The sequence below is a fragment of the Desulfurobacterium atlanticum genome (assembly GCF_900188395.1).
GTDB lineage: Bacteria > Aquificota > Aquificia > Desulfurobacteriales > Desulfurobacteriaceae > Desulfurobacterium_A > Desulfurobacterium_A atlanticum.
Window position 1 is genome coordinate 31,183 of sequence record NZ_FZOB01000011.1, and the last position, 22,439, is coordinate 53,621.

20 protein-coding genes, 4 tRNA genes and 1 other RNA gene are annotated in these 22,439 nt (G+C 37.1%); 14 read left to right on the forward strand and 11 right to left on the reverse strand.

Going from position 1 to position 22,439, the window contains the following annotated elements; all coding sequences use genetic code 11:
• Together CHB58_RS07335 and CHB58_RS07340 are read left to right on the forward strand one after the other, a co-directional pair.
• A complete protein-coding gene (locus CHB58_RS07335; RefSeq protein ID WP_089323459.1) occupies positions 1–1,290 on the forward strand; it encodes a sigma-54-dependent transcriptional regulator in 1,290 nt (429 codons plus the stop codon).
• On the forward strand, positions 1,280–2,431 hold the full coding sequence (locus CHB58_RS07340; RefSeq protein ID WP_089323460.1) for a sensor histidine kinase: 1,152 nt from the start codon (positions 1,280–1,282) through the stop codon (positions 2,429–2,431). The genes CHB58_RS07335 and CHB58_RS07340 overlap by 11 nt, the downstream gene beginning before the upstream one ends.
• On the opposite strand, the gene CHB58_RS07345 is transcribed toward CHB58_RS07340, so the two are convergent.
• The 6 genes from CHB58_RS07345 to rpsO form a co-directional block, all read right to left on the reverse strand.
• Positions 2,409–3,353: a magnesium transporter CorA family protein gene (locus CHB58_RS07345; RefSeq protein WP_089323461.1), complete on the reverse strand. Its 945-nt coding sequence runs from the start codon at positions 3,351–3,353 to the stop codon at positions 2,409–2,411. The two genes, CHB58_RS07340 and CHB58_RS07345, sit on opposite strands and share 23 nt — an antisense overlap.
• 2 nt (positions 3,354–3,355) lie before the next feature.
• The gene (locus CHB58_RS07350) at positions 3,356–3,871 is read right to left on the reverse strand and encodes a ferredoxin domain-containing protein (protein ID WP_089323462.1); all 516 of its coding nucleotides are present in this window, start codon (positions 3,869–3,871) and stop codon (positions 3,356–3,358) included.
• Between the two features lie 49 nt (positions 3,872–3,920).
• Complete coding sequence (locus tag CHB58_RS07355) at positions 3,921–4,610, reverse strand: rhomboid family intramembrane serine protease (protein WP_089323463.1); 690 nt, start codon at positions 4,608–4,610, stop codon at positions 3,921–3,923.
• 14 nt (positions 4,611–4,624) lie between these two features.
• The gene (locus CHB58_RS07360) at positions 4,625–5,488 is read right to left on the reverse strand and encodes a dUTP diphosphatase (RefSeq protein WP_089323464.1); all 864 of its coding nucleotides are present in this window, start codon (positions 5,486–5,488) and stop codon (positions 4,625–4,627) included.
• Complete coding sequence (locus tag CHB58_RS07365) at positions 5,489–7,621, reverse strand: polyribonucleotide nucleotidyltransferase (RefSeq protein ID WP_089323465.1); 2,133 nt, start codon at positions 7,619–7,621, stop codon at positions 5,489–5,491.
• 160 nt (positions 7,622–7,781) lie between these two features.
• A complete protein-coding gene (gene rpsO / locus CHB58_RS07370) occupies positions 7,782–8,051 on the reverse strand; it encodes a 30S ribosomal protein S15 (RefSeq protein ID WP_089323466.1) in 270 nt (89 codons plus the stop codon).
• 158 nt (positions 8,052–8,209) lie between these two features.
• Between rpsO and CHB58_RS07375 the strand changes: the two genes are divergently transcribed.
• The 12 genes from CHB58_RS07375 to polA all read left to right on the forward strand — a co-directional run bounded on the left by CHB58_RS07375 (position 8,210) and on the right by polA (position 21,467).
• A complete protein-coding gene (locus tag CHB58_RS07375) occupies positions 8,210–8,389 on the forward strand; it encodes a twin-arginine translocase TatA/TatE family subunit (RefSeq protein ID WP_089323467.1) in 180 nt (59 codons plus the stop codon).
• A gap of 19 nt (positions 8,390–8,408) precedes the next feature.
• On the forward strand, positions 8,409–8,819 hold the full coding sequence (locus CHB58_RS07380) for a hypothetical protein (RefSeq protein ID WP_089323468.1): 411 nt from the start codon (positions 8,409–8,411) through the stop codon (positions 8,817–8,819).
• A gap of 63 nt (positions 8,820–8,882) precedes the next feature.
• A complete protein-coding gene (locus CHB58_RS07385) occupies positions 8,883–9,290 on the forward strand; it encodes a PaaI family thioesterase (protein WP_089323469.1) in 408 nt (135 codons plus the stop codon).
• Complete coding sequence (locus CHB58_RS07390; RefSeq protein ID WP_089323470.1) at positions 9,287–10,408, forward strand: SH3 domain-containing protein; 1,122 nt, start codon at positions 9,287–9,289, stop codon at positions 10,406–10,408. Before CHB58_RS07385 ends, CHB58_RS07390 begins: the two co-directional genes overlap by 4 nt.
• Positions 10,398–11,084, forward strand: coding sequence for a YggS family pyridoxal phosphate-dependent enzyme (locus CHB58_RS07395; RefSeq protein WP_089323471.1), 687 nt, complete (start codon positions 10,398–10,400; stop codon positions 11,082–11,084). The genes CHB58_RS07390 and CHB58_RS07395 overlap by 11 nt, the downstream gene beginning before the upstream one ends.
• 11 nt (positions 11,085–11,095) lie before the next feature.
• Positions 11,096–13,309, forward strand: coding sequence for a phosphoribosylformylglycinamidine synthase subunit PurL (gene purL / locus CHB58_RS07400; protein WP_089323472.1), 2,214 nt, complete (start codon positions 11,096–11,098; stop codon positions 13,307–13,309).
• Positions 13,293–14,510: a sensor histidine kinase gene (locus CHB58_RS07405; RefSeq protein ID WP_089323473.1), complete on the forward strand. Its 1,218-nt coding sequence runs from the start codon at positions 13,293–13,295 to the stop codon at positions 14,508–14,510. The genes purL and CHB58_RS07405 overlap by 17 nt, the downstream gene beginning before the upstream one ends.
• Entirely contained in the window at positions 14,491–15,837 is a 1,347-nt protein-coding gene (locus CHB58_RS07410) for a sigma-54-dependent transcriptional regulator (RefSeq protein ID WP_089323474.1), read from the forward strand. The genes CHB58_RS07405 and CHB58_RS07410 overlap by 20 nt, the downstream gene beginning before the upstream one ends.
• 137 nt (positions 15,838–15,974) lie before the next feature.
• Complete coding sequence (locus CHB58_RS07415; RefSeq protein WP_089323475.1) at positions 15,975–17,048, forward strand: hypothetical protein; 1,074 nt, start codon at positions 15,975–15,977, stop codon at positions 17,046–17,048.
• Between the two features lie 120 nt (positions 17,049–17,168).
• Positions 17,169–17,816, forward strand: coding sequence for a serine O-acetyltransferase (cysE, locus tag CHB58_RS07420; RefSeq protein WP_089323476.1), 648 nt, complete (start codon positions 17,169–17,171; stop codon positions 17,814–17,816).
• Complete coding sequence (locus CHB58_RS07425; RefSeq protein ID WP_089323477.1) at positions 17,813–18,946, forward strand: SPOR domain-containing protein; 1,134 nt, start codon at positions 17,813–17,815, stop codon at positions 18,944–18,946. The genes cysE and CHB58_RS07425 overlap by 4 nt, the downstream gene beginning before the upstream one ends.
• 10 nt (positions 18,947–18,956) lie before the next feature.
• The gene (gene polA / locus CHB58_RS07430) at positions 18,957–21,467 is read left to right on the forward strand and encodes a DNA polymerase I (RefSeq protein WP_089323478.1); all 2,511 of its coding nucleotides are present in this window, start codon (positions 18,957–18,959) and stop codon (positions 21,465–21,467) included.
• On the opposite strand, the gene rnpB is transcribed toward polA, so the two are convergent.
• The 5 genes from rnpB to CHB58_RS07455 all read right to left on the reverse strand — a co-directional run bounded on the left by rnpB (position 21,466) and on the right by CHB58_RS07455 (position 22,218).
• Positions 21,466–21,789: RNase P RNA component class A (gene rnpB, locus CHB58_RS07435), an RNA gene on the reverse strand. The genes polA and rnpB overlap by 2 nt on opposite strands.
• 76 nt (positions 21,790–21,865) lie before the next feature.
• Positions 21,866–21,942 (reverse strand) — tRNA-Ile (locus CHB58_RS07440).
• 9 nt (positions 21,943–21,951) lie between these two features.
• A tRNA-Ala gene (locus CHB58_RS07445) sits at positions 21,952–22,027 on the reverse strand.
• Positions 22,028–22,057: 30 nt separating this feature from the next.
• A tRNA-Glu gene (locus CHB58_RS07450) sits at positions 22,058–22,135 on the reverse strand.
• Positions 22,136–22,142: 7 nt separating this feature from the next.
• Positions 22,143–22,218, reverse strand: a tRNA-Lys gene (locus CHB58_RS07455).
• Positions 22,219–22,439 lie beyond the last annotated feature (221 nt).

Consider the following 22,439-nt stretch of genomic DNA (forward strand, 5'->3'; position numbering starts at 1 on the left):
ATGAATGGAAAAGTCTTAATAGTTGAAGACGACTCTATACAGAGGGAACTGCTTGAAGAAAGTTTAAATGAAAAAGGATTTGTTGTAGTTTCTGCCTCATCAGCTGAAGAGGGAAAAAGTATTCTTGAGAAAGAAAATGTTGATGTTGTAGTAACAGATGTAAAACTTCCAGGAAAATCTGGAATTGCATTTTTGAAAGAGATAAAAAATACCCGCCCTGAAACCGAAGTTGTAATTATCACAGCTTTCAGCAATATAGAGGACGCCGTTGAAGCTATAAAAGCAGGTGCCTTTCACTATATCACCAAACCTTACGATATAGATGTTCTTACAAATCTTCTAAACAAGTGCTGCGAACTTTCCCGCCTGAGAAAGAAGCCGGAAAGTTCCGATTTCATTTTCAAATCTCCTGTAATGAAAAACCTTATCTCCACAGTAAATATTTTCGCAAAAAGCGATGCACCGATTTTAATAACAGGCGAGAGCGGCACAGGTAAAGAGGTAATAGCAAGATACATCCATAAGATAAGCGAACGGAAAGGAAAATTTATACCCGTTAACTGCACATCAATCCCGGAAAACCTTTTTGAAAGCGAACTTTTCGGATATGAAAAAGGAGCGTTTTCAGGAGCAACAAAATCAAAACCGGGTTTAATAGAAGAAGCAGATAAGGGAACACTGTTTCTTGATGAAATAGGAGACTTACCCCTTTACCTGCAGGCAAAACTTTTAAGATTTCTTCAGGAAAAAGAGGTTAGAAGAGTTGGTGGACTTTCCACCAGAAAAGTTGATGTAAGAATCGTTGCCGCAACAAACAGAAATCTTGAAGAAGCTGTAAAAAAGGGGGAATTTAGAGAAGACCTGTTTTACAGACTTAACGTTTTAAGAGTTGAAATCCCACCTTTAAGAGAAAGGAAAGAAGACATAGTGGAACTTACAGGATTTTTCCTTAAAAAATTCAATACTAAATACGGTAAAAAGGTAATTCTGTCAAAAGATGCTTTAAACACACTGTTAAACTACACTTTCCCCGGAAATGTAAGAGAACTTGAAAACATCATCCACAGAGCTGTCCTAATAGCTGAAAATGAAATCACCTCCGAACATCTATTAATAAAATCAAACTCATCTGATATTAGAAAAACTCTACCTGAGCAGATTGAAGAACTTGAAAAAAAACTCATAAAAGAAGCCCTTGAGAAAGCAGGGTATGTTCAAACTAAAGCGGCAAAACTTCTTGGAATAGATGAGAAATCCTTAAGATATAAGCGGAAAAAGTATGGAATATAGAAGCAGACTTAAAATAGTTGTCCCTGTCATATTAACACTGACTCTTATGGGAGTTTTCAGCTTTAACTTTTACAGACTTAAGACCGAATGGGAAAATTTTTTCACATCAACCATCAACAATGAATTGAAACGGGTAAAATCTATGGTTGAAAGCACCGTGGAAAGTGGAGGTGATCCGGTTAGTTCACTTTCATCATACATGGAAAACTCAAGCCTTTTAAAAGGAGCAAAGATTAAACTTTACGATAGGACCGTAAAAGTTCCAGGATCAAATTTTGAAAAAAATTTTATGGAAAGAAAAATAGACTTTAAAAACTTCTCGGTAATACTATACTTTGACATATCAAAGGAAAAAGAGATAAACACCCATATATTAAATCAGTTTCTCATAGCCACAGCTATAAGCATTGCCCTCATTGCAGGAATTTTCCTATCCCTTAAACTCTATTTTGACGAAAGAGAAAGTCTGAGCAGAGAAACAGCAGAAAAAGAACGCCTTAAAAGCATCTCAATAGCGATCTCCTCAATACTTCACGAAGTAAAAAATAGCTTAAGCAGATTAAACATGATAGCTTATAGAATAGCAACAAAAAAAGACCTAAAATATGCAGAAATACTTCAAAAAGAGGTCCAGCAACTATCAAAATTTATAGATGAGGCAGCTGCCCTGAACAAACCTTTAAAACTGAATGTGAAAAAGTTAAACATTAAAGATATTATTGATGAAGCTGTTAAAGAGTTTAAAGAACTGACTTCATTGAAAGGGATAGAAATTATCTGTAAAGCAGAGAATATCTTTACTAAAGGGGATAAAAATCTTCTAAAAAGTGCACTAAGAAACATAATCAAAAACGGCATAGAAGCTCTTGATGTTTCAAACAAAAAAGAGAAAAAACTTATAATAGAGACAAAGAAAGGGAAAAACAGTCTCAAAATAATAATAAAAGATAACGCAAATATTCCGTGGAAAGAGGATGAACTATTTTCCCCTTTTAAAACCACCAAGGAAAAAGGTTTCGGCATTGGACTTTTCAGCGTTAAAAGAATAATAAAAGCTCACAATGGAACAGTTAAAGCTTACAAAAGTAAAGGTTACTCGGTATTTGAAATAACTATCCCTATAACCACTGCTTCTTCCTGAAATAGGCAAGAAATCCAAAGCTCATAAGAGCCATCATTCCTGTAACTATCAGAAGCCCTAAATGGGAGTCAGCAAACGGAAGGTCAACAATATTCATTCCGTAATATCCAGAAATCATGGTTATAGGTGCAAAAACGGTCATTATTATAGTCAGAGTTTTCATAATATCGTTAAGCTTAAACTCAACAAGAGAAGAAAAAACAGAGAAAATGTTCTGAAGCATTTCATGAAGCGTATCTATATGGTCATAAAGCATAACAAGCTCATCAGCCACATCCCTTAAAAAATGGATGCTCTGAGTTTTTCCAAATCGCGGAAGAGAGGAAAGAAAAGAACGAAAAACATCTCTCAACTGCTTCACCGTTCTCCTTAAAGAGATAATCTCAAAGCTAAGGTCTGAAATATCTTCAAGAAGCTCCGGGTTCTGCTCCCGGAAAACTTTAACCTCAATATCATCAAGCTGTCTTTCAAGAGTTAATGCAACTTTCTTACATCTATCAACAACAGTACTTGATATAAGCCAGAAAATTTTATCTGGAGTAATATCTTCCGGTTCTTCAAGTGAAAGTTCTATTTTTGTCTCTTCAAAAAGTTTTCTGCTTCCGATAGTAACAATCAGATCTTTCGTCCAGAAGATAGAAAACTTTCTCTTTCTACTGATTCTACCATCAAAATAGATAAGAAGGATAAATACGTAACTCTCAAAAGTTTCCGCTTTAGGTCTATCTTCAAGAATAACATCCTCTATTGAAAGTTCATTTATCTTCAGTTTCTCAAGTAGAAAATCCTCAATATCTTCCCTCATGTTTCTAAAATGGATCCAGAGCGGTTTCTTTTCAAGAATTTCAGCTAATTCATCAATAGAAACAGTTTGACTTTTAACTCCTTCATCCGTTTTAAACACAACCCAACATTTTTCCATATCTATTTCCTGTCAAAAAAGATACTCTTTCCTGAAACAGAAAGAGGAATCCCATAACCCACTTTAATCTCTTCTGGAATAAACCTTCCTTCAATAGCCGCCTTCCCAAAAGAAAACATTATTCTGTTATCAATTCTGTGGTCAGCAGCAACAGAAACGGCAGAACCTACAGCTATACCGAGATCTCCTATAGCATAGGCACAGTAAAACCCTTTTTTGACAGAGTCAATACAGTTTAAAGCTCCACAAAAACCACAATTGGGAACATTTCTTGGAGCAATCTTTGTTCCTATAAAAACAACTACAGGAGAATCAATAACATTTTTTCCATCCCTTATAAAAAATGGAATATTTTTCTCCCTTCCTATCTCAATCATAAACTCAGCAACTCTATCTTTTCTATCTCCTGTAAAAATATCAACATATAAAAGATTAACACCTCTTCCTTTAGGAGCTGTAACGGCTGCAGCACACATAAGCTCTGCAACTGTCATAACAGCATTTTCAATAAACCTCATTGTCCCTCCTGATGAAATTTCCAGAAAAATAATAAACAATTAACAGATGCTATTCAATTACTTTTAAAGGCCTCCCTTTAAAAGTAATTGCAAACCTCGTTATAAGCATACCAACTATAAATCCGCCAATATGGGCAAACCAGGCAACCCCTACTCCGTTAACAGATGTAGAAGCAAGAAGGCTCAAAAATTGCATTAAAAACCAAAAAAGTATCCAGATATAAGCAGGAACAACTATCAGGTCAACAAAAAAACCTAAAAAAACAAGAGTAACTATTTTAGCATTGGGATAAAGGACAAAATAGGCTCCAAGAACACCGCTTATAGCTCCTGAAGCACCTATTAAAGGGGCTACAGAGTCAGGATATGCAAAAACCTGCATAAGAGCAGCCATTACACCGCAGAAAGTGTAAAAGATAAAAAACTTTAACTTTCCAAAATAATCCTCAACGTTATCACCAAATATCCACAGAAACAGCATATTCCCGATTATATGGAAAAAACCTCCATGAAGATACTGATGACTGATAAGATTCCCGTAAGGGGTAAGAGGATCAGGGGGAGGAATATCAACTCCTCTAACTATTTCATAGGGAATTACACCGAAAGCGTGAAAAAGATAAACAACATTTCTGCCCATTGAAAGCTCAAAAAGAAAAATAATAACGCAAATGACAATTATGTAGGTTGTAACAACAGGCACCGTTCTGCTTTTATTTAAATCCTTTAAAGGTATCACCTATCCACATCTCCTTACTTTCCGGTACTTCCAAATCCTCTTTCCCCTCTCAAAGTTTCATCAAGGGAAGAAACCTTCTTTACCTCAAGAGGATAAAACCTTCTTGGAATAAGCTGAACAGCCCGCCACGGAAGCTCTGGAAACTCTTTTGAATGGTCAATCCTGACAAGAGGAACTTTAATTGTGCCTCTATACGTCATATCTATAATACCTACAGAGTTTGCAAGAATAAAACCGCTTTTATATATGCTTGAACGGGGAACAAGGTCAAGATAATATCCGGCAGGAGGTTTTACTTTAACTTTCGTATCAAAAAGATAAACATCTCCTGATTGCTTTACAACTTCAACAAGATACAAATCCCAGCCACTGTCAGAAATTCTCTTTTTAAAAGGAGGAATTCCCCCTTCTTCTACAGAAACCTCTATAAACTTTCTTTTCCAATCTCCTCCATAAAGAAAGGAGAGAAACTTTTCAAAATGGTATTCCGATCTTTCCCCTTTAGATTCATCATATATAGCATGTAAGAAGAGAACAGCTCCATCTCCTTTAAGAAAAAAACCCTCTCCTGCCTCATAAGGAGAAAAAGGAGAAAGAATCTCTGCTATCTTTTTAGAAAACCGGGGAACAGACGGAATAAAAACCGTCTTATTTCCCCACACACCGCTTGCTTCAAAAATACCTTTAACAAACTCAATATCCACAGAAAAACCTTCAGGAAAAGAGTAAAGGGAATAGATAAATTCTTCTCCCTCTCTTTTTAAATTTCCACCTAAAATGCTATGAATCTTAACAGCTACATCAAGGAATCTCTCATCAAACACTATATTTAGGCCTTTTCCATAAACCCAGCCAGCCGCCCAGTTAAAACCGTTCACTTACTTATCCTCCGGCTCAGCATAGAATCCACCACTTTTTCTGAGTTCCTTCTCCTCTTCCTCGTTAACATCAATTCTACTAAGCTTCATTCTTCCAAGCTTATCAATCTCTATAACCTTTACAGGAATAATATCACCAACCTTCACTTTATTGAGAATATCCTCTTTAAGCTCAGGAGGAAGCTTTGAAATATGAAGCAATCCTATTTTTCCAGGGAACATCTCAACAAAAGCACCGTAGTTTTCCACCCTGGTAACTCTTCCAAGATAAGTATTGCCAACGGCAATATCCTCTGTTACATCGTGAATCATCTTTATCGCCTGAGCTGCAGCTTCCTCTGAAGGAGCAGAAACAAGCACTGTGCCGTCCTCTTTTATATCTATCTTAACACCGGCCTTATCAAGTATCATTTTTATTGTCTTTCCGCCAGGTCCTATAAGATCTCTTGTTTTCTCAGGGTCAATGTGGGTAGAAACTATCCTTGGAGCAAAAGGAGAAACCTCTTCTCTCGGTTTATCTATCACAGCATCCATTCTGTCAAGAATGTAAAACCTTCCTTCCCTCGCCTGTTTAAGAGCTGTCATAAGAACATCCCGGGAAATACCTTTAACCTTTAAATCCATCTGAATAGCTGTCACTCCTTTTCGTGTTCCTGCAACCTTAAAGTCCATATCCCCAAGATGGTCCTCATCGCCAAGAATATCTGAAAGAACAACAAAATTATCCCCTTCTATAATCAATCCCATTGCTATACCAGCAACCTGCGCTTTTATAGGAACACCAGCATCCATCAGAGAAAGACTGCCTCCACAAACTGTCGCCATAGAAGAAGAACCGTTTGATTCAAGAATATCAGAAACAACCCTGATAACGTAAGGAAATTCAGATTCATCAGGAATTACAGGAGCAAGAGCCCTTTCAGCAAGAGCACCGTGCCCTATCTCTCTTCTTCCAGGTCCTCTCATAGGAGCAACTTCTCCAACACAAAACGGCGGAAAGTTATAGTGAAGCATGAACCTTTTTTCCTCTCCCGGCATAAGTCCTTCTACAAATTGATATTCCTCAGGAGTACCCAAAGTAGTAGTAACAAGTGCCTGAGTCTGTCCTCTGGTAAATAGTGCAGAACCGTGAGCCCTCGGCAAAACTCCGACTTCAACAGATATTGGTCTTATTTCATCAGGTTTTCTACCATCTATCCTTATCCTTCTATTTAGAACAAGCTGTCTTACAAACTTCTTTTCTGCCTCAGCAAACGCCTCTTTAGCAAGTTTTGCCATCTCCTCCGGTATCCCAAGCTCTATAAACATCTCCTCTCTTAGAGCACGAAGCTTCATTCGTCTTTCATGCTTGTCAGGAATTGTGATAATAGGTTCTATCCTTTCCATAACCCATTTTTCTATCTTTTCCCTTGTATCTTCATCAAGAGATGGGACTGTGAATTCGTATTTCTCTTTTCCTACAAGCTCTCTCAGCTCTTCCTGAAGCTTTACTATCTTTTTAATCTCCTCGTGAGCAAACAAAATAGCATCAAGAACTTCCTCTTCAGGAACCTCTTTTGCCCCTCCTTCAACCATAACAACCGCTTCATCTGTACCTGAAACAACAAGGTCTATATCCGCTTTCTGTCGCTCCTCATAAGAAGGATTGATTTTAAGCTCCCCATCTATCCTGCAAACACGAACGCCTGCCACAGGTTTTTCAAACGGAATTCTTGAAATATGAACAGCTGCTGAAGCACCATTTATAGCAAGAACAGAAGGATCATTTTCCTGATCAGCAGATATAACAAAAGCTATAACCTGAACATCATTTCTAAAACCTTTTGGAAAAATCGGCCTTATGGAACGGTCAATAACTCTTGATTTTAAAACTTCTTCGTCGGAAGGCTTGCCTTCCCTTTTTATAAATCCTCCAGGAATTTTACCAGCAGCATAAGCTCTCTCTCTATACTCAACAAGAAGAGGGAAAAAATCTATATCCTCCCGCGGTTCATCAGACATAACAGCAGTTACAAGAACAACAGTATCTCCCTGAGACACAACAACACTTCCGTCAGCCTGCTTTGCAACTTTACCTGTTTGAAAGACAAGAGGTTTACCTCCTATTTCTCCTGAAACTTCTGTTATTGACATCGGCTTCCTCCTTAAAAACATAAGCTCAATAGATATTATTTTTGTTTTTTAGATTTATGCAGAGATAGTATATCACCTGACACAGAACAATGGGAGGGGAAAATGTAGAAAGTAGAGATTGAAATAAGGGGGAAACTCCCCCTGAACAAAATTGAAAAATTTACTTTCTTAGACCAAGCTTTAAAACAATCTCTTTATACCTGTTAAAGTCTTTTTCCTTGAGATACTTCAGAAGTTTCTTTCTCCTTCCAACAAGCCTGTAAAGAGCTCTTTTGTTATTATTATCATGCTTATGCTCTCTAAAATGCTCTGTAAGAATGTTAATTCTCTCTGTTAAAAGAGCAATCTGAACTTCTGGAGAACCTGTATCCTTCTCATGAAAACCATACTTCTTTATAATTTCCTGCTTTACATCTTTATCTACAGCCATCTATATAACCTCCTGATTCTGTTTCACCGGTGACAAAGGCAAGGTGAAATTTATCAAAGGAAATCTTCTTTGTAAAGGGGTAATAGAATTAAAAAAACCTTATTTGTTACCCAAATTTATGGGATAATTACAACACTTAAGTTTCTTCCGGAGGACAAATGTTTGAATGGATTTTAATAGCGATTATAGCAGCGCTTGTCTTTAAAGGAAATCGGCTTATGGAACTTATAAAAACTTTTAGAATCGCAAAAGAAGAGTTTAAAAAAGGGAAGGAAGGTATTGAAGAAGAAGTAATCTGTGACGGAAAACCTAAAATAAAAGTTGTAAAAAGAAAATGACACAATAAGGAGAAAAGTTATGAAAAAACAAATTTTAACAGTTTTAGTAGCGGGACTTGTCATAGGCTGTGCTCCTGAAAAAGCAGAAGTAAAGACAAACATCCAAAAAGAACCAATAGTTATTAAACCTGAAATAAAAAAAGTAACCCCAAAATTTTTCATCGGAAAGGTTTTAAGCATAGCTCCTTTAAAAAATAAAAGGGGATTTTATGTTCTGAAAGTCAAGACTAATGATGGAATAATTTACAACATTCAGATAGATTCACGTTATCTTATAAAAGGACTGACTACCACCATAGGAGATACATTAAGAATTTACGGTTACTCTCCTTATTCTACAGCAGTTGTCCCGTTTAAAATATCTTCCGTCAAAACAGGTCTATTTTATTACTACACTCCTTACTGGAAAACAAATCCGCCGAAAAGGTGAAGAGGGTAAAACCGGCTGGATGCTGGTATAATTCAAACTATAAACTGAATATTATGAGGCACCATGGAAAAGTTACCTGAAAGGGATAACTTCTGTTTTGTATGCGGAAAAAAGAACCCAAAAGGTTTAAAACTTGAATTTAAAAAAGAAAACGGAAAAGTCTATACAACTTTTTTTCTTGATAAGTATTACCAGGGATACAGCAACATTATTCATGGTGGCGTCATATCAATGATACTTGATGAGGCAATGGCGCACCTTCAAACAGAAGAAGAAAGATTTTTAACAGGGAAAATTACAGTAAAGTTTATAAAACCTTTAAAAGTGGAAGAAAAGGTAACAGTTACAGCATGGATAGAGAAAAACCGAAAAAGATTAAAAGAAACCAGAGCAGTAATGAAGAAAGAAAACGGAGAAACAGTAGCAGAAGCAGAAGCTATAATGTTTGTTAAAAGGGAGAACACTGAATGAAAAATCTACTTATAAAGATGGCTGCAATGATTTTTATAGGAGTAGTTTCAGCAAAGGCTACCACAACCGCACAGGTTATGATAGATTCCATCTCCATAAGGAAGCAACCTGAAGGAGAGATAGTCGGCACTTTAGATAAAAACACAGAAATAACTTATCAAAACAGATATAACAACTGGATAAACACTTCCAGCGGATGGTTAAACAGTGATTTCACAAAACTATCCCCTCAAAACAGCTTTTTATTTACAGAAAAGATAGAAGGAACGTTTACTCTTATAGAAGAATCTCTTGAAGGAGTTTCTCTATACGGAAAAGAGATTTTAAAGGAAGGAAGCATTTTTCCTGTTATAAAATCTGAAAAAGGTATAACCATAATTGAAAAGAAGGGTGAAAAGATAGCAGTTCCAACAAGCAAAATAAAGATTGAAAAAGGAACTTTCCCGGCGGGAATAATTCTTAAAAATGGAACGTTAATTTCGGAAAAAGGAAAAACCCTGTCTTTCATAAAAGAAAAAACACCGTTTATAAAAATCGGCAATTTCATAGCTGTTAACGGAAAGTTTGGCAATTTTATACCGATAACTCCAAAAGTGAATCACATTTCTGCTTCAAGCATACTTTCAAAAGTAAATATTTTAGTAGATACATTCAATAGTGCCAGGATATCAAGTGCAATTACAGAAAGGCTTGGATATTTTCCAAAAGTTCTACCTATAACACCTGAAGATATTCACATCGTCAACCTTGAGGAAGAAAGAAAAGGTGTTTTTTTAAACATTAAATATATGTTCTATGACCTTGACGGAAGCAAAATGAAAGACAGAAAAACAAGACTTATTCTAAAAAGAGGAAATGAAGTTTTCTGGGAAAAAGTAAGCAAAGAAGTCTTCTCCCTATCTCCTTCAGTTAAATTTGTGCAAATAAATATCTTCCGCTACGACGGAAAAGGGAATTTTGAGAAAAAAGGATTTGTCGCCGTTGGAATAACCGATTTTAAAAAAGGAATCTGCGACGCTCCGCCTGAAAAATTTATGGAAAAGACAGAATCTGAATTAAGCGAAGACCTATGGTTCTTTGCAAATGAAGTTTATGAGAGGGTAGAAAATGGGAATTAAAGAAAATATAGAAGCTATAAAAGAGCGAATCTCTAACGCTGCCAGAAGAGCAGGAAGAGATCCAGAAGAGATAACGCTCCTTGCAGCATCCAAAACAAGAGCCCCACAGGAGATAAGAGAAGCTTTCAACTGCGGAATAAAAGTGTTTGGCGAGAATAGAGTTCAGGAAGCAAGAGAAAAAATCCCGGCACTTTCAGACCTCCCGATAGAGTGGCATATGATAGGCCATCTCCAGACAAACAAAGTTAAATACGCCGTAAAAATGTTCACATTAATTCATTCTGTTGATTCTGAAAATCTCATTGAAGAGCTTGAAAAAAGAGCAAAAAAAGAAGAAAAAATTCAGGAAGTTTTAATAGAGGTAAAGCTTTCCCCCGAGGAAACAAAACACGGATGCAAAGAAGATGAAGTTCCTTTTTTAGTTGAAAAAATCCTTGAAAAAGAAAACCTTAAACTGCTCGGATTTATGACAATACCTCCCTACGTTGAAAACAGAGAAGAGGTAAGGCCTTACTTTGCAAAACTCAGAGAGATAAAAGAAGCGATGGAAAGGAAATTTGGCAGAAGATTCCCTCATCTTTCTATGGGAATGACCCACGATTTTGAAGTGGCAATAGAAGAAGGAGCAACAATTGTTAGAATTGGAACAGCAATTTTTGGACCAAGAAACTATTAAAGGAGCGATGGATGAAAAAAGAGATTATTGAAAAACACCTGCCTTTAAACGAATATAAGAAAGCGGTTGAGCTTCTTGGCAGAGAACCCAATCTTGTTGAACTTGGCATATTCTCAGCTATGTGGTCAGAACACTGCTCTTATAAATCTTCCCGTGTTCATCTTTCAAAATTTCCCACAAAAGCTCCGTGGGTTGTTCAGGGACCCGGGGAAAATGCCGGAATAATCATGGTTGATGAAGAAAAAGGGATATGTGCGGCTTTTAAGGTTGAATCCCATAACCATCCCTCATTTATAGAACCTTTTAACGGAGCCGCAACAGGAGTTGGCGGAATTTTAAGAGATGTATTCACAATGGGAGCAAGACCAATAGCGTGTATGGACTCCTTAAGATTCGGGGAACTTTCCGACCCGAAAATGAAATATGTGATGAAAGGAGTGGTTTCTGGAATAAGTCACTATGGTAACTGCGTTGGCGTCCCAACAGTAGGTGGTGAGGTGTATTTTGATAGCTGTTATCAAACAAATCCTCTTGTAAACGCTTTTGCTCTTGGAATTGTGAAAAAGGATAAGATTTTCTACGCACAGGCAGCCGGTGTAGGAAATCCTGTAATTTATGTTGGTTCAAAAACAGGAAGGGACGGAATCCACGGAGCAACCATGGCATCTGAAGAGTTCTCATCAGAAGAGGAAGTTGAAAAAAAAGTAAACGTTCAGGTTGGAGACCCGTTTATTGAAAAACTACTGATAGAAGCGTGCCTTGAAGCAATGGAAACAGAAGGAATAATTGCAATTCAGGATATGGGAGCGGCAGGGCTGACATCTTCTTCTGTTGAGATGGCATCAAGAGGAAATGTAGGCGTTAAACTTGACCTTGATAAAGTTCCCACAAGAGAAGAAGGAATGACACCTTACGAGATTATGCTTTCAGAATCTCAGGAAAGAATGCTTGTTGTGTGCGAAAAAGGTAAAGAAGAAAATATTATAAAAGTATTTAAAAAATGGGGCCTTGATGCATGTATTATCGGTGAAATCATAGAAGAACCTGTAATAAGACTTTTCTGGCATAATGAAAAAGTCGCAGAGCTTCCAGTAAATATCCTGACAGATGAAGCACCTGTTTATTACAGACCTTTCAAAGTTCCACAGTATATAATAGAAAACAGAAGCTACAACCAGGAAATCCTCCCCCAGCCTGAAGACTTAAATGAAATAACATTAAAGCTTTTATCTTCCCCCACCATAGCAAGTAAAAGGTGGATTTATGAACAGTATGACCACATGGTTCAGATAAATACTGTTGTATATCCTGGCTCAGACGCTTCTGTTTTAAGAGTAAAGGAAAGCAGAAAAGGTATCGCTATAAGCTCTGACTGTAACTCAAGATACTGCTATCTTAATCCTTACGAAGGTGGAAAGATAGCTGTTGCAGAAGCTGCAAGAAATGTTGCATGCAGCGGTGCAACACCAAGAGCCATTACAGACTGTCTAAACTTTGCAAGTCCAGAAGATCCAGAAATAATGTGGCAATTTGTAAAATGCACCGACGGAATGGCAGATGCGTGTAAAATCCTTGAAACCCCTGTGGTAAGCGGAAATGTTAGCTTTTATAATGAAACCGCTCTTGAAAACGGAAAAAGAGCCATTTTCCCCACTCCAACAGTTGTATGTGTGGGCGTTCTGGAGAACGTTGAAAAAAGAATGACAAAAGATTTTAAAGATGAAGGTGATGTAATAATCCTGCTTGGAGAAAATACAGGTAATATTTCTGGAAGTGAATATCAGAAGCTTATTGAAGGAGAATTTAAAGGAACAGGGCAAACAATTGACCTCAAGTTTGAAAAGACCCTTCAAAACAGCATTGTTGAAGCTATCCAGAAAGAGCTTATAAAAAGTGCCCATGATATTTCAGAAGGAGGTATAGCCGTAGCTCTTTTTGAATCTTCTTTCGGAAGAAACCTCGGATTTGAAGTAAATCTAAACGACAATATCAGAAGTGATTTTCTGCTTTTTGGAGAAGAACAGAGCAGAATCATTATTTCTGTATCTCCAGAAAAAGAGGAAGAGGTGCTTGAATTTTTCAAAGAAAGAACCATCCCTGCAAAGAGAATAGGAGTGGTAAAAGGAAACAGAGGTATAATAAGTCATAATGGAAAAGAGGTCATAAATATCTCTGTAGAGGAGGCAAAACAGTATTACGAGACCGGCCTTGAAAAGAACCTTTAGGGAAAGAGATTTTTTAAAAGATTTTTTTCTCTACTATAAACTTTCAAGAGTAATATTTGCTGTATCTCTACTGCTTATTATCCTTTCCCTCTCGTTTTTACGGGAGGGAGCTTTCTCCTACACCAATCCCGCAATAGTTATCTTTATCTATTCAATAGTAGCAATGGCTTCCCTATTCTATAAAAAAGAGAACCCTTTAGATTTCCTTCTTGACATAATATTTATCTCCGCTCTAATAAGAAGCAATCTACTATACTGGGACTATGTATCAATACTTTATCTGTTCCCGATATTTTTCTCCTCGCTCTTTCTTGAGAAACCATACACAATCATATTTCCTGTTATAAGCCTTATAATCTACGGTGGAATTATCTACACAACAGGATACTATTCACAACAGGAGATATTAATAAAACTATTTCTGAACGGTGTAGCCTTTTTCTCCATCTACTTTGCAGGAAAAGCATTTGAGAAAAAACTGAAAACTCAATCACTTTACATTTTAGAACTTGAAAAGGAAAAGAGAAAAAATGAAGTATTCAAAAGACTTTACCACATAAGTGCTGACCTTGCACATGAAATTAAAAACCCCGTTGCATCAATAAAAGCAGCTGTAGAACTTTTAGATGAAGCTGAAAAACCAAACAGAAAACTCCTTAACCTTATAAAAAAAGAAACCATAAGACTTTCAAACATAGTAAACGATTTTTTAATACTCTCAAGACCACTTGATATGCAAAAGTCTGAAATATCAATAATAGAACTTATAAAGAATATTGTCGATTCTTTAAAAGTTATCCATCCCGATAAAAAAACAAAGGTAAATTTAAAAACCGATAGAAACTTAAAACTACTCTTACCTTATAAGTCATTTTTTTCAGCTATCTCAAATCTTATAAAAAACAGCTTTGAATGGGCAGAAAGTGAAGTGGAAATAACTGTAGAAGAGACAGAGAAAACTGTTAAAATAATTATAAAAGACGACGGACCGGGAATAAAAAAGGAACATTTAGATACTATATTTGAACCTTTCTTCACAACGAAGAAAGAAGGAAGTGGACTTGGACTTGCAATAGCAAAGCGGGTGGCAATAGAACTTGGAGGAAACTTAACAGTAAAAAATTCCCCTGAGAAAGGAGCAATTTTCATATTTGAAATACCAAAAAAGAAGAGAACAGAAGATGAAAGCGCTTATAGTTGATGATGAGAAAAGCATCAGGGATATACTATCCATAATGCTTTCAGAGTTTAACTTTGACATTGAAGAAGCAGAAACCGTAAAAGAAGCCAGTAAAAAGCTAAATGAAAGCAGGTTTGACCTTCTACTTCTTGACCTTAGATTGCCTGACGGCCACGGTATGGACATACTGAGAACTCTCAGGGAAAAAGGTAAAAAAACAGAAGTGATAATTATCACTGCCTTTGGTTCGGCAGAAACTGCACAGGAAGCGTTAAAACTCGGAGCGTTTGATTATGTCACAAAACCTTTTGATGTTTCAGAATTAAGACTGATACTGAGAAATGTAAAGAAAAAAATAGAGCTTGAAAAGAAAGTTGAAGAGTATGAAAAAACATATAAAGAGTTCATAGGAGAATCTCCCCAAATCCGCAGGATAAAAGAGTTCATAAAAAAAATAGCTCCCTTTGACACAAACGTGCTTATACTTGGGGAAAGCGGAACAGGAAAAGAGGTTGTGGCACAAACAATTCATCAATTAAGCCACAGGAAAGACAAACCCTTTATAGCAATAAACTGTGCATCTCTTCCGTCAGAACTTCTTGAAAGTGAACTTTTTGGATATAAAAAAGGAGCTTTTACAGGTGCAGTATCAAACAAAAAAGGTCTCATAGAACAGGCTGACGGCGGAACACTTTTTCTTGATGAAATAGGAGACATGCCTCTTCCCCTTCAGGCAAAAATTCTAAGATTCATAGAGGATAGAAAAATCCGCCCTATTGGAAGCCTTGAAGAGAAAGAGGTGGACGTTCGGATAATTGCTGCTACCAACAAAAACCTTGAAGAGCTTATAAACAAAGGACTGTTTCGTGAAGACCTTTACTACAGACTTTCAACCATAACTGTAGAACTACCTCCTCTAAGAGAAAGAAAAGAGGACATTCCTCTTCTTGTTAAATATTTCCTTGAAAAACTTTCAAAAAAATACAAAAAAGAGATAAAAAGAATAGACCCGGACTTTTTAGACTATCTTTATTCCCTGCCTTTTAAGGGAAACGTAAGGGAACTCAGAAATATTGTTGAAAAGGCGATTATTCTTTCTGACGGAGAAACTCTTACAATTCCGGGAAAAAGAGAAAAGGAACTAACTTCCAAAATAAAAATCGGGGATTTTCCAGAAAATGGGGTAAATCTTAAAAAAATCCTTGAAGAAACAGAAAAATTTTACCTGAAAAAAGCCCTTGAAAAGGCAAGCGGGAAAAAGATAGAAGCTGCAAAACTGCTGGGTTTGACCTTCAGAGAGTTCCGTTATAGACTTTCAAAGTATCAAATTGAAGACAAATTAAGCTAACTTTAGTTGGCTGTGATAGAAATTTAACATAATATTTACACTGTTTTAGATAAACTTAAATATTGTTGACACTACATATTCTCTCTGTTATTATTAGTTGTAAAGTTGAAAATCCCAAAGCAGGAGGGTCGTTAATAATGAGAGGGAAATTAAAAGCACTCATCCTCTGTTCTATGCTGATGGGTGCTACAACGGCTTACGGTGTAACCCTTACAAACTGCCCACCCTCCCTTACAGCAGGAGGAAATCTTCCGAAAATAGGTCCGGAAGAGAAGGCTTTATTTACTAACCCGGTTCAACCGTTAAAGCCAGCCGATTGTGGTGCCTGTCACTATAGTATCTATAAAGCGATGCAGAAAGAGGGTGGAAGACACAAGTTTGATTGTACTATCTGTCACAAGAAGTTCCACGAATGGAACCCTAAAATGGGTGTAAAAGGCTGGCAGGAGATGATGCCAAAATGTGCCACATGTCACGGTCTATACCACGGCCCAACTATACCTGATTGTGCTAAATGTCACACAGATCCACACGCTATCAAAAAGCCAATGCCTGTTACAACACCGTTTACTGGCTTTGTTGGCGGTAAGAAGTATCCAGGAACAGGCCAGCCTGAAAACTACGTGGCTAAAAACTGTCAGGTATGTCATGAACCAATCTATGACCTTATGCAGCAAAAAGTTACGAAACATACAGAAATCGGCTGCGCTGCATGTCACCATTCTGAACACGGATACATTCCAGAGTGTCTTGAATGTCACCTTCCACACACACCAGAACAGACAAACAACGATTGCTTTGCATGCCACCACAATCCACACGATCCTCTCAACATCACATACGGCAAGAACACTCCAAATTCTCAGTGTGCTGCATGTCACGCTCTTGTTACAAAGAATCTGGAAACATCACCTACAAAACACAGCAAGGTTGCATGTGTTGCATGTCACCACAGCAAGCACGGATTTATCCCAAGATGTCAGGATTGTCACGGAGAGTATCCACACGGAAAGGCTATCCACGAAAAATATCCAGATTGTCTCACATGTCACATCACTCCTCACGACCCAGCATGCAGAAGCAATCCAAAACCAGACGATGTTCTCAAAGCAGAATTTGCAGAAGAATACAAAGCTCTGGAAAAACTCAAAGCATTCAGAGCAAAAGGTGGAAAACTCAACTACATCAATCTGGAAAAACTTACAAAGTAATCATTATAAGTACCATCAAAAAGGGGAGCAGTTGCTCCCCTTTTTCCATTTTAAAACCCCTATTTTTCTAAACTGTTATATAATTCCTTCAATAACATCATCCATTTTAAAGGAAGCTTGATGCTTAACAGATTAAGAGAAGACATCTCTACAGTTTTTGAAAGAGACCCTGCCGCAAGAAGTATATTAGAGGTTATAACCTGCTACCCGGGTCTTCACGCAGTATGGATGCACAGAATAGCACACTGGCTTTGGAATAAAAACTTAAAACTTCCTGCAAGGCTAATTTCACATTTTGCAAGATGGATAACCGGAATAGAAATACATCCTGGTGCAAAAATAGGAAGAAGATTTTTTATAGACCATGGAATGGGTGTTGTTATAGGTGAAACAACAGAAATCGGAAATGATGTAACAATATATCATCAGGTAACTCTCGGAGGAACAAGCACCCACAAAGGAAAAAGGCATCCTACAATTGGTAACAATGTAGTTATAGGGGCAGGTGCCAAAATACTTGGTCCTATAAAAATCGGAGATAACTGTAAAATAGGTGCGAACTCCGTAGTTGTAAAAGATGTTCCCCCAAATTCAACTGTTGTAGGTATACCTGGAAAGATAGTAAAAAGGGACGGAATAAGAACTACAAGGGTTGACCTTGAACATGGACAGCTCCCAGACCCTGTTATGGAAACTTTAAAACAGATGCTTGATATAATTCATTTTCTTGAACTGGAAATAAAAACCCTAAAAGAGGACAAAAAATGAAAACCTTAAAATTTTTAATAATCCTATTACTTTTACCTGTAACAGTTTTAGCTCAGACCTACTACTCCATCCAGATTTCCGCAAGAAAAAGCCTAAAAGATGCTGTCAAAATTCTAAAACAGGTTGAAAACTACCAGGATGCAAGAATTGACAAAGTTGACGGATTTTTCAAGGTAAGAGTTGGGTTATTTGAAACATACAAAGACGCAAGAAGCTATCTTCTAACAAGCGGAATAAAAAAGCAGTTTAAAGACGCATTCATCTCAAAGGTAACAGATAAAGTTCTTGAAAACAGCATATTCCCTCCAGAATTAATAGAACAGCAAGAACCTGTGAAAAAAGAACCTATAGAAAAAGAAACAAAACCGAAAGAGAAAACCAACTACTCAATCACAATTTTAAAAACTAAAAGCATAGAAGAAGCAGCAAAATTTTTCATTAACCTTCCTGAAACTGTAAAGAAACACGCGTTTATATACAAAGATAATAACAAAACATACTCTGTAAGGCTTTTTATTGAACCAGGAAAGGAAAAAATAACAGAAAGACTTTCACAGATAAAGCAATACCATTTTGAAACAAAAATAGAACCTACTGACAAAAAAAACATAGTAAATATTAAAATTAAATCTTCCAGCAAAACCGATAAAAATCAAATATCTGAAAAAGAAGAGAGGAAATCTAATAAAAAAGCAGAAGTTGAAAAAGCAAAGAAGACGCAAAAACAGACAGAAAAGAAAGGAAAAAGCTACTCTCCAATAACCGTCTTAATAGCGGGAATTGTAGTCATAACAGCGATTGTCATTATTATAAAAAGAGGAAAAAATAGTGAAACTTCTGAAGCGAAAGATATGTACCATATCCTTGAAGAAGCCCTTAAAAAAGGTAACACTTCCCTTGTTAAAGAAATTGTAGTTCCCTATCTTTCAAGATTCCCAGAAGACATAAAAGCACAGGAATTTTACGCCATGGCACTTGAAAAAGAGGGAAGATACATGGAAGCTGCAGATATATATTTCACCATAGCAGAAGTCCTTGAAGGAAAACAGCAGTTTGAAGATGCGATGAGATACAAAAAAAAAGCTGAAGAGCTCGTAAACAAAGAATTCAATAAAAAAAGAAAACAGTAAAGAGGCGCATGTGAAACAAAAAACAGTTTATCTTTTTGATGGAACAAGCTTTGCTTACAGAGCATTTTACGCAATTAAGGGACTCTCTACATCAAAAGGATTTCCGACAAACGCCATTTACGGTTTTGCAAGAATGTTTCTAAAACTTTATAGAGAACTGAAACCTGAATATGTTGCAGTTGCTTTTGATGTAAGCAGAAAAACTTTCAGAGAAAAAATTTCTTCAGACTACAAAGCAAATAGGAAACCCGCCCCTGACGATTTTAAAGCCCAGTTACCATATATAAAAAAATTTCTAACCTGCCTTGGCATTCCCGTAATAGAAAAGGAAGGATTTGAAGCTGATGACATTTTAGGAACACTGGCAGGAAAACTATCAGAAAAGAGATTTAAGGTAATAATCGTTTCCCCAGACAAGGATATAAGACAGCTTATAAATGAGAAAGTATCAGTTCTCTCCATAACACCTCAGAAAAAAACTGAAATTCTTTACACCTTTGAAAAGTTTATAGACACATTTGACTACAGTCCCTCTCAAATTCCGGACATTTTCGGACTTGCAGGAGATACAAGCGATAACATTCCAGGAGTTCCCGGAATAGGAGAGAAAACGGCAACAAAACTGATAAAAGAATTTGGTTCTCTTGAAAATCTTTATGAAAATCTTGAAAAACTGCCTCCAAAAAGAAAAGAAACTCTTAAAAACTTTAAAGAACAGGCTTTCATAAGCAAGCAACTTGCAACGATAGACTGCAACGTTCCAATAGACGTTTCAGAAAAAGAACTTAAAAAGAAGAATCCGGATGAAAAATGTTTATCGGAACTTTTAAAAGAGCTTGAAATGGTTTCTATAGTTAAAGAATTAAAAGAAATTTTTCCTTCCCTTAAACTTAGTAACAACATTGAAGAATCAAAAGAGGTTGAAGAAAGCAAAATAGAAGAATTTCTAAAAGAGAAAGACCTTTTCACAAAAAAAAAGATAGGACTGCTTGATAATAAAAAAACCATAGTGGCAGTGCAAGAAAGTTTATTCTCTTCCATAGAAAAACCTGAAAAATTCATAGAACTGGCAGACGAAATTTTCACATTTAATCTTAAAGAGTTTTACCATAAATATGGAAACACAAAACACCACAAAAAATTTTTTGACATATCAATAGGTGAATACCTCCTTAATTCTATTCAAAAAGACTACTCTCCTGAAACAATTATAAAAAAACACCTTAAAATTGTTGAAATTGAGAACACTGAAAAGTTTGCTCACCACATCATAAAAATAGGGGAAACTGTAAAGAAAGAACTTATCAAGGAAAATTTGCTTACTCTTTACAAAGAGATAGAGCACCCTTTAATTGAGGTTCTCTTCTTTATGGAGAAAAGAGGAGTTCTATTTGACCGAGACTACATGGAAAATTTAAAAGAAACTCTTACAGAAAGAATGACCAAACTTGAAAAATTGATTTTTCAAATAGCAGGAAAAACTTTCAACCTTAACTCTCCAAAACAACTCTCAAAAATACTGTTTGACAAGCTCCAGATTAAACCTGTAAAAAAAACAAAATCTGGATACTCTACCGATGTTGAAGTTTTAACAACTCTTGCGTTAAACGGCTACAAAATTGCCGAATACATCCTTGAATACAGAAAATACTCAAAACTAATAGGAACTTTTGTTGACGGAATAGTTAAGCACATGGATAGAAATGGAAGAGTGCACACAACGTTTATTCAGACCGGAACTGCAACAGGAAGATTATCAAGTTCTGAACCAAACCTTCAAAACCTTCCCGTTTCAGATGAAATATCAAAACAGATAAGAAAATCTGTAATAGCTCCAGAAAACTACTTACTTTTGTGGGCTGACTACTCACAGATAGAACTGAGAATACTTGCTCACCTATCACAGGACGAAAAACTTATAAAAGCGTATAAGGAAGGAAAGGATATTCACAGGGAAACAGCATCAATACTTTTTAACGTTGATTTTTCCAGTGTAGATGAAAAGATGCGGAAAGTTGCCAAAATGGTTAATTTTGGAATAATCTACGGAATGAGCCCTCAAGGCCTATCTCAAAGACTTGGGATTCCTATAAATGAAGCAAAAGAGTATATAGAAAACTATTTCAAAAAATTCCCTTCTGTTAAAGAGTTTATTGAAAAAACAATAGATGAAGCCTACCGCAAAGGATATGTTAAAACACTCTTTGGAAGAAAGAGACCTGTCCCTGAACTTAAAGCAAAAAACAGCAACATAAGAAATTTTGGTGAAAGAGCAGCATTTAACGCAGTTATTCAGGGAACAGCAGCAGACATAATGAAAATCGCAATGATAAAACTGTTTAATCAATTTAAGAACACAAATATATATCTCACTCTACAGGTTCACGACGAGATAGTTATGGAAGTACCAGAAAGCCAGATAAATCCTGTAAGGAAACAGGTAAAGGAGATAATGGAATCGGCAACTAACCTTGATATTCCTTTAACTGTTGATATCAATACTGGAAAAAGATGGGAATAAAACAGGCAGGCCCGTAAGCCGGGTTCTGTTTTAGAGGGTCATTTCTCTAAGCGGCTTACCCGTCGGCTTCGGGCGGGCAACCCTCAAACGCCGACCTATTTAGCCTTGCTCCGGGAGGGGGTTACCGTGCCCTTCCACCTCACGGTAGAAGGCGGTGGTCTCTTACACCACCTTTTCACCCTTACCCTGAAAAAATCAGGGCGGTCTGTTTTCTGTGGCCCTATCCGCAGGGTTACCCCTGCCTGGCTCAACGCCAGCTCCCTGCCCTGTGGAGCCCGGACTTTCCTCTTCCCGAAAGGGAAGCGACCCTCCAGCCTGCCTGTCTAAAATAGAAATATTGGAAAACATCAAAGTAAAATCAATAGTATATGGAAATAAAAATTTGGTGGGTATTAGAATGGTGGGCCTGGGAGGACTTGAACCTCCGACCGTCCGGTTATGAGCCGGATGCTCTGACCAACTGAGCTACAGGCCCTCTATTTGATGGTGGAGCCGGTGGGATTCGAACCCACGACCTTCAGACTGCCAGCCTGACGCTCTCCCAGCTGAGCTACGGCCCCGCAGTCTTGTTTTAAAACGGGGTATATAAATGGCGTCCCCAGGGGGATTCGAACCCCCGTCGCCGGCGTGAAAGGCCGGTGTCCTAGGCCGGGCTAGACGATGGGGACGCTTTAATGGTGAGCCGCCCAGGACTTGAACCTGGGACCTACGGATTAAAAGTCCGTTGCTCTACCAGCTGAGCTAGCGGCTCACTTTTGGCGAGTGATAATATAGGTTCTTATATTCCCGATGTCAACCAATATTAAAAAATTTTTCCTGCATAGGTATACACATACTCCCCACCCACACCAAAGGAAAAAGGCTGCCCACCTGGTAGTTAAAATATTAAGAGCACTAAACATTCAAATTTTCAGAAAACCAAAACCACTACCAGGAGGACAACCATGCAGCTAAATATAAACCTATACCACG